The sequence below is a fragment of the Acinetobacter gyllenbergii genome (assembly GCF_001682515.1).
In the GTDB taxonomy this organism is placed as follows: Bacteria; Pseudomonadota; Gammaproteobacteria; order Pseudomonadales; family Moraxellaceae; genus Acinetobacter; species Acinetobacter gyllenbergii.
Window position 1 is genome coordinate 623,058 of record NZ_KV575262.1, and the last position, 14,858, is coordinate 637,915.

Sequence of the window (14,858 nt, forward strand, 5' to 3'; positions counted from 1 at the left end):
TGTCAATTTAATTACAATGCTAATATTCACTCGCAGAAATCAGTTGGCGGGTATATTCCGTCTGAGGCTGGCTAAATAAAAGTGCTGTGGCTTGATATTCCAAAGCTTTGCCTTGATGCATCACCAAAACTTTTTGACACAGTGCTTTAATGACTTGTAAGTCATGACTAATAAAGAGATAGCTGATTTGTTCTTGCTGCTGTAAACGACGTAACAATTGAATGATGGCTAACTGCGTGCTTCGATCCAAGGCGGAGGTCGGTTCATCTAGAATCAGTAATTTTGGTTTTAGCACCAGTGCTCTTGCAAGTGCGACACGTTGCCGTTGCCCACCAGAAAGCTGATGTGGATACTTCTGTTTATCCGCTAAAGATAATTCAACTTTTGCCAAAACAGCATCGACTTCAGCTTGGCACTGCTGCTTTGAAATGGATTGAAGATGGAGCCCTTCTACAATAATCTGCTCGACCGACATACGAGGGTTCAGGCTGCTAAAAGGGTCCTGAAACACGATCTGAAATTCTGGTCGAAGCGGTCGTAACTGTTTCTGGGTCAACTGGTTTAAATCATGTGCCTGAAAATGAATATGACCTTCACTTCGAATCAACCGTGCAATTGCCAAAGCCAATGACGATTTTCCTGAACCACTTTCTCCAACGATACCCAAAGCTTCGCCCTGAGACAGACTCAACTGAATAGATGCTGCTGCAACCTTATACGCTTTAACCCGATGGAATAACCCCTGCCGAATCGGATATTTGACCGTGACATCGTTCAGTTCAAGCAAGGTAGGTGCAGGCTGCATCACCAAGGCTTGTCCAAAATCATGATTGAGTAAATTCTGGGTATAGGAAGTTTCAGGGTAGTTAAATATTTCATTAATCGTACCCTGCTCTTCAACACGGCCTTGATTAAGCACCACCACATGATCAGCATAATGCTTAACTAAATTCAGGTCATGACTAATCAAAATAATTGCCATCTTACGTTGCTGCTGTAAGCGTTTTAATAACGTTAAAATTTGTACTTGCAGCAGCACATCTAAAGCCGTGGTTGGCTCATCGGCAATTAGAATTTCTGGTTCTAAAGCTAAAGCCATTGCTAACATGACCCGTTGCCGCTGCCCACCAGACAACTCATGTGGATAGCACTTTAGTATATCTATTGCATCGTTGATTTCGACATCCTGCAACAACGCCACGCAATGCTGTCGAATTTCGGCCTGAGTAACACCAAGTCGTAATAGGCTCTCACCCAACATTTTTTCTACTGTGTGCAAAGGGTTTAAAGCCGTCATCGGCTCTTGGAAAATCATGCCAATACGTTTACCACGAATCTGCTGTAACTGGCTCTGGCTCAAAGCCAGCAAGTTTTCCCCTGCAATTTCAACCTGACCTTGCACCATAAAACTTTCTGGCAATAAACCCAAAATCGCCAACACACTGATGGTTTTACCTGAACCACTTTCTCCAACCAGTGCAATCGTTTGCGCTGGATATAAATCAAAACTCAAACTCTCAAGCAAGCACTGCCCTGTTTCATTACAAATATTGAGTTGCTGAACAGTTAATAAGGCGGATTGATCAAACTGTTTATCGTCTTGGGTCAAATGCATCACGTGCAGCCTCCCCAATAAAAATCAATAAAGACAGTACAATCGCCAATGTAAAAAAGCCAGACAGCACCAACCACGGCGCATCTAAGTTATTTTTGCCTTGCAATAATAATTCACCCAATGATGCAGCATCAGGCGGTAGACCATAACCTAAGAAATCCAATGCAGTTAAGGCAATAATATTGGCAGTCAACATAAACGGAATCTGTGACAAACTTGAACTCATTGCATTCGGTAAAATATGCTTAAAGATAATTTTATGATCCGTTACACCCAACACATGCGCTGCACGGACATAATCAAAATTGCGCGCCCGCAAGAACTCTGCTCGTACGAGCCCAACCAACTGAGTCCAACCAAATAACAACATGATCAAGAATAGCCAATAAATACTGGGGCTAAACATACTCACCAAGATCATGACAATGAACAACATTGGCAAGCCACCCCAGACCTCCAAAATTCGTTGCCCGATTAAATCAATCCAGCCACCATAATAGCCCTGTATTGCGCCAACAATAACGCCAATCACGGCAGAACACAGCGTCAAAGCAAAACCAAATAAAAGAGAAACACGCAGACCATAAAGGATTCGGGCAAACACATCACGCCCTTGATCATCCGTTCCCAGCCAATTTTGGGCGCTTGGCGCTGAGGGAACAGGCACTGCCAAAGATAAATTAGGTGTCTGATAAGCAAAAGGAATCGGTGCAGCAATCATCCAGCCCTGTTTTTGAATCAGCTGTTTTACCGCAGGATCTTGATAATCGGTTGTTGTTTCAAAGACGCCACCAAAGGTGGTTTCGGGATAATCTTTCAAGATCGGGAAATAAAACGACTGCTGGTAACGAACCAACAACGGCTTGTCATTGGCAATCAGTTCAGCAAATAAGGACAATACAAAGATCGATAAAAACAAAATCAGACAACAAAAGCCCAATTTATTTTGCCTAAATCGCTCAAAACGCGCGCGCATCAAAGGAGACATCATTTTCCACCTCTTGATGCAAAATCAATGCGCGGATCAATCAAGTGATACAGCACATCACCGATTAAACGCAATAGCATCCCAAATAAGGTAAATAAGAATAAAGTCCCGAAAATAACAGGATAATCGCGCTGAGTAATCGCTTCAAAACCGAGTAACCCAATCCCATCTAAATTAAAAATGATTTCGATAAATAGATTACCGACAAACAAAATACCTACTAATGCTTCTGGTAAGGCTGCCACCACCACCAAAATCGCATTGCGAAAGACATGTCCATAAAGCACCTGATTGTCATTAAGACCTTTTGATCTTGCCGTCAGCACATAGGGCTTTTTCAGTTCTTCAACAAAAGAATATTTCGTCAAATAGCTCAATGCGGCAAAACTACCCAAGACCATACTCAGGATGGGCAAACACATATGCCACAAATAATCTTGTATTTTTGCCCATAAACTCAATTGAGCAAAGTCCTCTGAAACCAGCCCCTGCAAGGGAAACCATTGTAAATAACTGCCACCAGCAAAAAAAACCATCAACACGATGGCAAATACAAAAGATGGAATGGCATAACTCACGGCTAATAATAAGGACGTAGATTGATCAAACAGTAAGCCATTATTTTTAGCCTTTTTAATGCCCAGTGGGATTGCGATCAGATAGATCAGGAAGGTACTCCATAGACCCAAAGACAGGGTGACAGGTAGCTTTTCATATAACAGTTGGGTGACCGGTTTATCTTTGAAAAAGCTGGTCCCGAAATCTAGGCTTAAATAGCCTTTTAACATCAACCAAAAACGTTCAGTCGCAGGCCGATCAAAGCCATATTGTGCTTTGATGGTTTCAATCATTTCTGGGCTTAAACCACGCGCACCTTCATATTGTGCCAAGGTGGTCAAACGGGATGATGCACTCGTACCGACACCGAAGCCTTGCGCATTCTGGATTTGCTGAATCGCCTGCTCAACAGGGCCCCCAGGTGCAATTTGTACAATACAAAAATTAATCAATAAAATGAAAAATAATGTCGGGATCATCAATAACATTCTTTTCAGAATATAGTGAACCATTTAATAAGATCCTAATTATTTTAATTCAGATTTTCGCATAGATTGATCAAGTTTTTTGGCTTTCTCAGCATCGACCCACCAATATTCCCAACCGACTGAAAGCTTAGGTTTGACTTGTGGTTGCTGATAGATGTCCCAATAAGCAAACCAACGTTCAGGCTTCCCATAAGTCAAAATTTGATAATAGCCAGCACGTAACAAGCGATCAAGCACACGCGTATACAACACTACCTCATCGCGTGTTTTTGCCGCTACAATTTTCGCGATCATCTGATCAATCGCAGGATGCTTAATCCCTGAATAATTATAATTACCCGCCTCATCTGCTGCTGCACTCCCCCAGAACTGGGCCTGTTCTTTACCCGGAGTAAGCGTCTGAGGCAACTTCAATACCATCATATCAAAATCTTGATGGCGAATCCGCTCCATATATTGCGGCACATCCACTTGCCGTAGCTGAACCTGAATCCCTAAACGCTTCAGATTACGCACAAAAGGCATTAATTCACGCTGTGGGTTTTCCTGTTGCATCAACAACTCAATGCGAATGGCCTGACCTGTTCGATCATATAACTGCCCCTTGCGAATCAGATAGCCCGCATTTTTTAAGATCTGTTGTGCAGTCAATAAATTCTGCCGATTGAATCCACTGCCATCAGAAACAGGATAGCGCCAATCAGCCAAAATACCTTGTCGCATCACAGGATTGAACTGGGATAAATGGGGCTTTAATATATTCAATTCAGCGGCACTAGGTCGGCCTGTAGCAGCTAAATCGGTATTGTCAAAATAGCTTTGTAAGCGTCGATTTTGATTAAAGAAAAGTGCCTTATTTTGCCATTCAAAATCATAGGCATAGGTCAGTGCCTGACGTAGATAAATATCATTGAGCGGTGCACGGCGGGTATTAAACACCAAGCTTTGAATATCGAGCGGTGTTCCCAGCCGTGCCTTATACTGCTTGATCCAACCAGATTTTACAGCTGGAAAGTTATAAGCCGTCACCCAATTCCGAATATTTTTTTCTTCGTATAAATTGAATTGTCGGGATTTAAATCCTTCAAAACTTACATCCAAATTTCGATAATAGACATATTTGAGTCGATCAAAATTGTAGCGGCCTTTGTTTACTGGTAAATCTTTGCCCCAATAATTAGGACTGCGCTTATAGCTAATACTCCGTCCTGCATCAATTCTGTCGATGATATAAGGCCCTGATCCCACAATCGGTTGAAGTGTGACACGGCTAAAGTCCTTATTTCTCCAATCCAATTTTGAATAGATCGGCAGGCTCGCTACAATCAGGGGCATTTCCACATTATTTTTAGACTTAAAAATAAATTTAACTTGGTGTTTAGATAACACTTCTGTTTTGGCCAAATCAGACAAATACATTTGAAAGCCTAAATTGGCTTTGCTCTGATAAGTATCGAAGGTAAATTTCACATCTTCTGCTGTTACTGCTTGACCATTATTAAATCGCGCTTGAGGATTCAAGTGAAAGATCACGGATTGCAAATGATCTGGATCATAACTGACCTTTTCAGCAAGTAAGGGATACATCACACGTGGCTCATCCAGCGAACGATCCATCAAACTATCAAACAGATAATTGACGCCTTCAGTCGAACTGCCCTTGCCATTCATACTATTTAAATTATCAAATGTCCCCAAACTCGATTGACTCAGAATACCGCCTTTAGGTGCATGGGCATTGGCATAAGGCATTACCTTAAGCTGTGCATATTTAGGTTGCACATGCATCGCCAAATATGGCGTGGTTTGCATCGTCGCAAATGAAATAGGAACAAAAAGGCTTAGTCCCATATAGAAACCAAGCCTTTTTATGAACAGCGTTTGAATCATCTGTAATTACAAGTTAGGCACTTTAATCACATCACCGATGCGTAATTGGGTACTTGGCGTCAAATCATTCATTTCTGCCAATGCACTAGTGTCTAAACCATAACGGCTTGCTAAGCCAATCAAGGTATCACCACGTTTGACTTTGTATTCACTCACTGTTTTAGGAACTGAAATACTTTGACCCCGTTGCAGACTAGCATTGGCTTTCAGATTATTTAAGTCAGCCAATTCACGTCCCGACATTCCAAAACGATTGGCAATACTATTTAAAGATTCGCCAGCCTTTACAGCATATCTTTCAGTATTACGACTTGGTGCTGAAGGCTTAGTCGTTGTTTTGCTGTCATCCACTTTTGCTGTTTCAGCCTTCGGTAGGTCGCCAGTCAATTTGAGCTTTTGACCAATACGAACATTACTGCCACGTGTTAAACCATTTAAACCGGCAACATAATCCAGCTGTAAATTATGACGGCTGGCAATATTGCCTAAGGTATCTCCAGATTTAACCGTATAAACATCAGGTGTAGTTTCTTCTCTCGATTTGCTTGTGTTGCTTGCAGTATTTTTTGCTGGTACATCACCGGTTAATTTCAAACGTTGACCAACACGTACACCCGAGGTTCTTTCTAAACCATTTAGATCGGCAACATAGCTCAGTTGCAGATTATACTTGGCCGCAATCGCATTCAAGCTATCACCCGACTGCACCACATACTGATCAGGTACAGTTGAACCCGCTGGAATCTTTAAGCTTTGACCCAAACGCACACCGCTATTTGACTTCAAATTATTCAGCTCAGCCAACTCGCTCAAGCTAATTTTCGACTTGGTTGCAATACTCGATAAAGTGTCGCCACGCTGTACGGTATAACTTTCAGTTTTATAGCTAGTCGATGCACTGACATTGTCGTATTTCACATTACTCTTCGTTGGCTCAGGTGTATCTTGAGTTGAAGAAACTTCATGCAATGGGACATTGATTTTTTGTCCAACGAATAAGCTGCTGCTGGCGGTTAAACCTGAGGTTAAATCTGCCAGTTCCTGATTCGATAACGCATAACGATCCGCAATCAGTTTTAAATATTCGCCACGCTTCACCGTATATGATTTGGTTGCAACTTTTTGAGTCGTTGTTGCCTTACTGTCAGTCGCACGCGCTGGCTGCTGAGTTGTGCGGGTATTATTCTTTGGCTCAATCAATGTTAATTTTTGTCCAACGAACAAACCATCAGTCACAGACAAATTATTATAATCCGCCAACTGTTTCAGGCTTAAATCAAAGCGTGAAGCCAAATTAGTTAAGCTATCACCAGACTGCACCACATAACTCTCTGGTTTTTCAGCAGCTTTTGGTGCCTCTGGTTTGGCATCATATAAATATAAACTTGCACCAACGAATAAGGTGCCGTTTGGATCAATCTGGTTCCACTGTGCAATATCACGCCAGTTCACACCATTTTTTTGCGCAATGATCGCTAAAGTATCACCAGGCTGTACCACATAGGTGCTGCGCTTGCCTTTCGGTGCAACCACGACCACATCGGTATCGGTTTTGATATATGGCTTACCTTGGTTGCGTTTGGCATCTTCACTATTGGCAGTGGCACTGTCTTCAACCAAGTTCTTTGGATAAGCAAAGCCCTTACTGACTTCTTGACCTTTTTCATCTGCAACCGACTGGCTGGTCTGAATCGCCGTTAATTTGATCTTGCCGTCAAATGGATCGACAATTTCTGTGCCCTTCGGCGCAATCGCTTTGATTTCAGCTACAACCTGATCTCGTTCAGCTTGTGTTGCTTGTGGCTCTAATACTTGAGCCACTGTTTCTTTCTTGCCTTCTTCTTTAATTGCAGCACTAATTTGCTCACGCTCTTTCAAAGAAATTGGCGGTTCAGTCACCACAGGTTTCACATTGGTTGCAGGTGTAATCGCAACAGGAATACGCGGTGCACTCGGCACATCCGCCGCTGCGGCAAATGAAGCTAGAGCATTCGAGCCTCTCGGTGTGCTGACTTTACTGGTATTCGAAATTGATGTCGTTGGACGAGAAGTATTACTCGCCGTTAAATTCGGCGGTGTTACTGTCGATGCACTATTACTTTGGCCTGTACTTGTTGTGGTACGAACCGTGGTTGAAGTACTCAACGGATTGGTATTCATCGGCGGTGGCGTTTTATTACTTGCCCAGAAACCACCAGAGCTGGTTTTACCTGAACGTAATTTTGCATCAATCGAAGGACTGAGATCGGCTGGAATTAAGATACGCATTGGGCTCATTGGATCAACCATTTCGCCTCGATAACCAGGGTTCAATGCATAAAGCTCCGCACGACTTAAACCCGTGATTGAAGCGATTTGATTCAATTCAAGAGGTGCAGCCAAACTGACTTCACGGAAGTGAGGACGGTTAGCAATCGGTGGCAAGCTGACACCATAAGCATTTGGATTCTTAATAATTTGTGCCACAGCCAAGAACCGTGGAACATAGTTCATGGTTTCTTGCGGGAGTTTCAATGACCAATAATCGGTTGGTAAACCTGCAGCGCGGTTGCGGTTAATCGCCTGTTGAATACGCCCTGGTCCCGCATTATAAGCGGCCAGTGCAAGCTCCCACGAACCAAACTGATTATATAAGCTACCAAAGAATTCATATGCTGCACGTGTCGATTCAACAACATCACGACGGCCATCATACAGGCTGGTTTGTTGTAAGCCATAAATTCGGCCCGTACTTGGAATAAACTGCCATAAACCCGCCGCTGCAGCACTACTGGTCGCAGCCGGATCATAGGAACTTTCAATAATTGGCAGTAATGCCAGTTCTGTTGGCATACCACGGCGTTCAGCTTCTTTTACTGTGTGATATAAATAACGGCTGGCACGCGCGCTTAAACGATCTAAATACGGTTGACGAGAAATAAACCAACTACGTTGTGCTTCAATTCGTGAATCCCAATGGTTCAAGTCCATCTTGAATCCAACTGTCATTCGCTTCCACACATCACCGTGTTTCAGAACCAATAGACGATCACCTTCCACAGCACGCATATCTGTTGCTGACAACAAATCTTCAAGCGAATCTAAACTGCTTGCATCGAGATAACCTGAACCCGCCTGCTTAGACGTTGACGCTTTAGTTGATTGAGGGGTTGAAGAACACCCTGTAGTGATTCCCAGCGCAACGAGAGCAGAAGTGAGTACAGTGATTTTGAATAATGATGTTGCAGATGTTTGCGACACCAATGTGCTCGATTTATACATAAAAACTTCCAGTCAACTCACGCTAGTTTATTTCTTAAGTAGGGTCTATTCATGTTTCAAGCATGCATTGCGTTATCGATTAAAAACGACTCAAACAAAGCATAGGACAAAGACAATGGCCGCCCCCTTGTCAGTTCTCATAACGAAGTTTGGGGAAGTTTTAGCCATAACCTGAGCAAGAGCAAAGCACCGTTTTGATCACAGCGCAAGGCAAAATTCTTCTGTCATCTGTGAAACGCCAACAGACCCTAGCCATTGTAGTAAAGCATGTCACTTAGACAAGGCAATAATTTAACGTGATTTGCATGGAAATGTTACAAGAAATTAAAAAAGATGAGTTTTGTAACGTTCAGAATCGGAATTTAGCTTTACAATACAAGACATCGCTCGAAAATGCTAAAATTCTCGATTCTTTGAAGCTCAATCTAGATTGACTTAAATCTTGTGTATTTCTTGTTGGATTGCACATACTCAAATTTTTATTCTGCTTATTGTTCAGGTTCAGATATGTCACAAACAATCACACTTTACGTTGATGGCGCATGCAAAGGTAACCCAGGTCTTGGGGGTTGGGGTGCTTATGTCATTACCGAACAAGGTGAGCATAAACTGTTTGGTGGTGAACCCGAGACAACCAACAATCGTATGGAGCTTCAAGCCGCAATCGAAGGCGTTTCATTCTGCCCTGTTGATGCACATTTAATCATCTGGACTGATTCCAATTATGTCAAACAAGGCATCACTGAATGGATTCACGGTTGGAAAAAGAAAAACTGGAAGGATGTTAAAAATCCAGATTTATGGCAAAAACTTGATGCCGTCTGTGCCAACCGTAATATTGAATGGAACTGGATTAAAGGTCATGCTGGACATGCTGGTAATGAAATGGCAGACCAATTGGCCAACTTAGGTGCTGAACAAACCGCCCAACAACTTAAATCTGCAACACAGGCTAACGCTGATATAAAAAAGCCTGAAGCTGACTGGCTTTTAAATGACCCCTTTGGTTTAGATTTAGATGCTGAGGCTGATGAGATGATTGAAGATACAGACCTTGAAATAGAAGCAGAAAGTGAAGATACCACTGACGACAGTGAAACAACCAATCTAGCCCTAACAACGACAGAAAATCAGCATCCCCACATTGTGATCACCAAAGCAAAACTAGATGTGCAGGGCCCGCGTCAACTGATTCTCGATACTGAAACCACTGGTTTTTACTATCAAGACGGTGACCGTATTATTGAAGTGGGTGCGATTGAAATGATTAATCGTAAGCTTACAGGTAGCTCGATTCATATCTATATTAATCCTGAAAAAGCGGTCGGCGACTCTGAAAATGTCCATGGTATCAGCGATGACTTTTTAAAAGACAAGCCGAAATATGCCGAAATTTCCGATGTTCTGTTTGACTTCCTAAAAGGCGCTGAAATTATCGCGCATAACGCCACCTTCGATATGAACTTCTTAGATATGGAGTTCAAACGCACTGGATTACCTCCACTTTCAGAGGTTTGTGAAGTCACAGATACCTTGGCAATGGCCAAAAATAAGCACCCTGGACAAAAGAATTCTTTGGATGCCTTGGTCCGCCGTTACGAAATTCCAGCGCGAGACCGTACTTTCCATGGTGCATTACTCGATGCTGAAATTTTGGCTGATGTTTATCTTGCCATGACGGGCGGGCAAGTTTCATTTGATATGGATGCCCTTTCACAAACAGAGCAAAACCAAGGTAAAACCACTCGTCAGCGGGTACAAATCGACCTCCCTGTGATCGAGCCATCAGAACATGAATTAAATGAACATGAGACCTGGGTCAAACAATTTGAACAAAAACATGGAGAGCCTTGCCTTTTCGCAAAATAAATTTTCTGCTCAGTGTAAGTTTTTGTATTTCAAGGCTCTAAAGTTAAGTTATATTAAGCCTTAAAGATTTAGACCTCCTAAAAAAGGAGGTCCATGGATATAACAACTTAGGAAAGGTGTAGGTCATATGTCTTACCAAACCTCGATTCATTTCGACCCAACGGCATTATTAATAATAAAAAATGAAATCGACAATTCGATTAAATTGGTAGAAACAGCGGTCAATACCCTTGCCGAAGAACAAGCATTACCATTCGGGATTGATGATGCATTGAACCAGTTTGAACAATGTACACACGTGCTGGCATTAATTGATATGCCGCATTTATCGCAAATTACCCAATACTCTGCTGAATTGATGCGTAAAATTATGGCACAACCCCAGCAGATTCAAACCAGTGATGTGATTGCCCTCAGTGAAGGCACCACCATGCTGAAGCGTTATATTGAATTCATTTGCTTACGTGAAGTCAAAGTTCCACAATTCTTACTCGATACTCTCAATCGTTTAGAGAAAGCATTGGGCAAACCACTCACCAAAGAAGGTCAAACTGTACAACCTTTGCTTGAGTTCATTACACCAAGTTTTAATTTGCCTCAAGCGCCGAGTTTGGAACAATCACAATATATTCATCAGCTGTATAAGCTCTGTTTAAATAAACTTATTCAGCAATCAGAGACTGCGCTTGATCTACAAGGGATCAAATTGGTCGGTGTTTATTTGGCAGGTTTAGCAACAGGTCAACCAAGTCAGCAATACTGGCAACTGGTGAATGTGGGACTGAGCCATATCAATGAGCTCTCTATTACAGAAGCACGTCTTCGCACGCTGATTCAAATTGAAACCAATATTGGTAAATTTTTGCTGCAACCTGCAAGCTTTAAAAATAGTATTGCTGATCTTGCAGACATTCTATGTATCTGCATTAGCCAAGAAGATGATGTATCACACCATATTCGTGAACAACTCAATATTGGCGATGAATTACTCAGTGATACACAGCTACAGGTGTTAAGCCGTCATTTATACGGCCCTGACTATGAAACAGTACACACCATCAGTCAATTGATGACCAATGAAATGGCTCAAATTCGTAATGAAATTGAGTACAACCATCAGAATATGTCGACTGAAAAAACCCAAGAGTTGCAACAAAAGTTAAGCCAGCTCTCAAATGTATTCAAAGTGCTGAATTTAAATGAGGCAGCAAGAGAACTCACTCAGCAAGCGGAAAAACTCAGTCAGCCGAATACCTTAACCGATGCGACTTCAGTGCAACATTTGATGAACAGCATTCTAGCTTCAATGAATTCGATTGGTATTCTGGAGCGTAATTACACCTCAAGCCGTTTACAATTACGTGTCAATAATATGCAGATCTCGCTTGATCGCTTAGATGAAGCGCATAAAGTATTATTGACTGAAACCAAAACCCTGATTGATACCTTAACTCAGACCTTGAGTCTATATATCCAAGACCCAACTGCACATAGTTTGGAAGCTCTGCCAGAGTATCTCAAAGAACTTTCTGGCGCAGCTCTATTTTTGGGAAGTTCAGCACAACAAACTGCTTTATTGGGTGCGGCTCATTTTGCTCAGTACCGCTTGGCTCAAAATCAAGCCTTCGATGCCGAACAAATTAATTGCATCTTAAATGTTGTGGCTGGTTTAGATTTATTGGTGGACAACTTGAAGAATAAGCAACCTGTGTTGCAATCTATGTTTGATGTGGCATTATCTAACAGTCAACAATTACAAACGATAGCCGCATAATGACTCAACGATCACTTGCTTATATTTTTCAACACCAAAAACTGTTAGTCGACCAAAACTTCCAACTTCCTCAAGTTGAGAAATTAGCAAGTGACCTCCCCATCCATCATAATGATCACGTCATTGCACGTGATCTACTGGAAAATGAAGCTATTCCCGAAGGCTATCAACTGATTCCTATTCGGGAATTGATTCAATCTTGGTCCAGCAGTGACTTCCTACAGGCCAGTCGTGCAGTGCAGTTGCTCGAATGGCGTCGTAACCATAAGTTTTGCAGCCATTGTGGCCATGTCACTGAAATTCACCCTAAAGAATATGCCATGGTGTGTCCTGCCTGTGCTTATCATCAATATCCACGTGTACAGCCATGCATTATTACCATTATCACTAAAGGTCAGGATGAAGTCCTGTTGGCTAAATCCGCACACAATAAAAGTAATATGTACGGGTTAATTGCTGGTTTTGTTGAAGTCGGTGAAACTTTAGAAGAAGCTGTACAACGTGAAGCGTTTGAAGAAGTCGGACTGAAACTCAAAAATATTCGTTATATGTCGAGTCAACCGTGGCCCTTTCCAAGTAATCTAATGATTGCCTTTCATGCCGAATATGAATCTGGGGATATTCAGTTACAGCTGGAAGAAATTAGTGATGCACAATTCTTTAAGTTTGACCAACTTCCCGAAATTCCATTTAAAGGCAGTATTGCCCATAGCATGATCATGCAAATGATCGACAATAAAAAAGCATCTTAAACGATGCTTTTTTATTGATTAAGGGTCTAAGGCTTCATCCAAGAAATGTAAGATTGTACGTTTAGTCTTGAAATAATGGCTCATTAAACTTGCCAGTGTCGCAACAATGGTAATATGCCCTGTCTTTGGAATCACGGCGATATGACTATGGTTACCCTTTTCTCTTAACGCCTTATCTAGATCAAAACTATTTTCCTTACCCACCAACTGATCTTGTTCAGCCATCAATAAATAATGCTTAATCTGATTCGGTTCGATAAAGTAATAAGGCATCACTTGCTGATATGACACTTTCTGATCAAAGGCATGCTCAGCTAATGGATCACCTTTGTAGTCAAAATGATAAGGACCCGCCATCCCAACAATCGCACGAATTTTATCTTTGTACTTAAAATTTTGTGAATAGGCTGAGTACACCACTGACATCACATTAAAAGCACCCGCAGAGTGCCCCATCAAAATGATATTATCCGTAGAAATGTTCAATTTGCCTTGATTCAGGCTCAGGTAGTGAATCGCTTGTGCGATATCATCAATAAAGGTCGGAAAGATATGCTCAGGTGCAAGGTGATAATTAATGACCGCAACATCATAGCCTTCACGTGCAAAACTTTCTCCAACAAATAGATAATCTCTTTTATTACCGTGCTGCCAAGAACCGCCATGCACAAACACGATTAACGGTCGTTGCTTCTTCGGGCTTTTGGTTCGATACAGATCCAGACGCTGTCTTGCTTTTAGTCCATAAGCAAGATGCTCTTCCTTCTCAAAGGTATCTTTGGGGGTCAGGTAATTAATCGAATAGCTGGCAAAATCATAAAGGCGAAACTCCTGATAAAGCGTTTTCGCCTTGATTACATTTTCTTGTACTTGTTGGATAAGTTGCTTCATAAATTAAGGATTAGTTGGGGTAATAGTCGCAGGGTCCGCCTGATCTGGATCAATTGCAACAGGTGTTTCAACTAAAGGCTGTGTTGTTGCTGTTCCGACCATCGGCGCTGCCGCGGTTGAACTTGCTACAGTGCCTGAAGGTTGATCCACATTGTCAATGAGCGTCACAATTTTAGTCACATTTCCAACTTTTTGTAAGACGTCATCTAAATCTCTTGATTCAGCAGTATTTAAACGCCCCATCACATACAAAACACCATTTTCCGTATGTACAAGCACTTTACTATCAGACACAACCGGTGCTTTCATCAGCAAACCACGGGTATTCGCCGTAACGGTAGCATCTTGCATGATGGTGTTATAGCCCACTTTATCACCCACCGTAATGTAGTTATGTACGGCCTTCACATCCGACATTGAACGCAAATTATCTTCAGCCAGTTGTTTTAAATATGGATCAGGAACTTGTCCTGTCAATAAAACATTGCTATGGAAACTTTCAATGTTGATACGTGACTGTTTGAAACGATGGTCTAATTTATATAAATTAATATTTGCAGTGCGTTTGATTGAAGAATCAATAAAAATCTGCCCTAAACTACGTTCACCACTATTCGTTCCAACGGGTGAAGTGCCTGTACCACCAGAAATAAAACTTGCACATCCCGATAAACTTGCAGCGCAAAGCAACGTAATCGATAAACGTTTTAACACTTGGCAAGACTCCCTATCTACAAACAAATTTGTTCAATTTTCAATATTTAGCTTTACA

The 14,858-nt window shown here is 41.8% G+C and carries 10 protein-coding genes; 3 read left to right on the plus strand and 7 right to left on the minus strand.

The window, feature by feature from the left end; genetic code table 11:
* Positions 1-19 precede the first annotated feature (19 nt).
* From NG55_RS08955 to NG55_RS08975, 5 genes are read right to left on the minus strand one after another with little or no spacing between them, the layout of a single operon-like run.
* Positions 20-1,615, minus strand: a complete 1,596-nt coding sequence (locus NG55_RS08955; RefSeq protein ID WP_065343040.1) for an ABC transporter ATP-binding protein — start codon at positions 1,613-1,615, stop codon at positions 20-22.
* The gene (locus tag NG55_RS08960) at positions 1,593-2,603 is read right to left on the minus strand and encodes an ABC transporter permease (RefSeq protein WP_065343041.1); all 1,011 of its coding nucleotides are present in this window, start codon (positions 2,601-2,603) and stop codon (positions 1,593-1,595) included. The genes NG55_RS08955 and NG55_RS08960 overlap by 23 nt, the downstream gene beginning before the upstream one ends.
* Positions 2,603-3,673, minus strand: a complete 1,071-nt coding sequence (yejB, locus tag NG55_RS08965; RefSeq protein ID WP_065343042.1) for a microcin C ABC transporter permease YejB — start codon at positions 3,671-3,673, stop codon at positions 2,603-2,605. The genes NG55_RS08960 and yejB overlap by 1 nt, the downstream gene beginning before the upstream one ends.
* A gap of 15 nt (positions 3,674-3,688) precedes the next feature.
* On the minus strand, positions 3,689-5,539 hold the full coding sequence (locus tag NG55_RS08970) for an extracellular solute-binding protein (protein WP_065343043.1): 1,851 nt from the start codon (positions 5,537-5,539) through the stop codon (positions 3,689-3,691).
* A gap of 6 nt (positions 5,540-5,545) precedes the next feature.
* Complete coding sequence (locus NG55_RS08975) at positions 5,546-8,800, minus strand: LysM peptidoglycan-binding domain-containing protein (RefSeq protein WP_065343044.1); 3,255 nt, start codon at positions 8,798-8,800, stop codon at positions 5,546-5,548.
* Positions 8,801-9,307: 507 nt separating this feature from the next.
* On the opposite strand from NG55_RS08975, the gene dnaQ reads away from it, so the two are divergent.
* From dnaQ to nudC, 3 genes are all read left to right on the plus strand, one after another.
* Positions 9,308-10,669, plus strand: a complete 1,362-nt coding sequence (dnaQ, locus tag NG55_RS08980) for a DNA polymerase III subunit epsilon (RefSeq protein ID WP_023270202.1) — start codon at positions 9,308-9,310, stop codon at positions 10,667-10,669.
* Positions 10,670-10,796: 127 nt separating this feature from the next.
* Positions 10,797-12,443: a chemotaxis protein gene (locus NG55_RS08985; protein WP_065343045.1), complete on the plus strand. Its 1,647-nt coding sequence runs from the start codon at positions 10,797-10,799 to the stop codon at positions 12,441-12,443.
* A complete protein-coding gene (gene nudC, locus NG55_RS08990) occupies positions 12,443-13,195 on the plus strand; it encodes an NAD(+) diphosphatase (protein WP_016540463.1) in 753 nt (250 codons plus the stop codon). The genes NG55_RS08985 and nudC overlap by 1 nt, the downstream gene beginning before the upstream one ends.
* Before the next feature lie 18 nt (positions 13,196-13,213).
* Here the strand turns inward: nudC and NG55_RS08995 are convergent, their stop codons facing one another.
* Positions 13,214-14,086: an alpha/beta hydrolase gene (locus tag NG55_RS08995; protein WP_016540460.1), complete on the minus strand. Its 873-nt coding sequence runs from the start codon at positions 14,084-14,086 to the stop codon at positions 13,214-13,216.
* Positions 14,087-14,089: 3 nt separating this feature from the next.
* The gene (locus NG55_RS09000; protein ID WP_016540459.1) at positions 14,090-14,800 is read right to left on the minus strand and encodes a BON domain-containing protein; all 711 of its coding nucleotides are present in this window, start codon (positions 14,798-14,800) and stop codon (positions 14,090-14,092) included.
* Between the last annotated feature and the right edge of the window lie 58 nt (positions 14,801-14,858).

Bases quoted from the DNA above. Each gene is read 5' to 3' on its own strand.
- NG55_RS08955 (WP_065343040.1), bottom strand. From the start codon at position 1,615: ATGCATTTGACCCAAGACGATAAACAGTTTGATCAATCCGCCTTATTA.
- NG55_RS08960 (WP_065343041.1), bottom strand. From the start codon at position 2,603: ATGTCTCCTTTGATGCGCGCGCGTTTTGAGCGATTTAGGCAAAATAAA.
- yejB (WP_065343042.1), bottom strand. From the start codon at position 3,673: ATGGTTCACTATATTCTGAAAAGAATGTTATTGATGATCCCGACATTA.
- NG55_RS08970 (WP_065343043.1), bottom strand. From the start codon at position 5,539: ATGATTCAAACGCTGTTCATAAAAAGGCTTGGTTTCTATATGGGACTA.
- NG55_RS08975 (WP_065343044.1), bottom strand. From the start codon at position 8,800: ATGTATAAATCGAGCACATTGGTGTCGCAAACATCTGCAACATCATTA.
- dnaQ (WP_023270202.1), top strand. From the start codon at position 9,308: ATGTCACAAACAATCACACTTTACGTTGATGGCGCATGCAAAGGTAAC.
- NG55_RS08985 (WP_065343045.1), top strand. From the start codon at position 10,797: ATGTCTTACCAAACCTCGATTCATTTCGACCCAACGGCATTATTAATA.
- nudC (WP_016540463.1), top strand. From the start codon at position 12,443: ATGACTCAACGATCACTTGCTTATATTTTTCAACACCAAAAACTGTTA.
- NG55_RS08995 (WP_016540460.1), bottom strand. From the start codon at position 14,086: ATGAAGCAACTTATCCAACAAGTACAAGAAAATGTAATCAAGGCGAAA.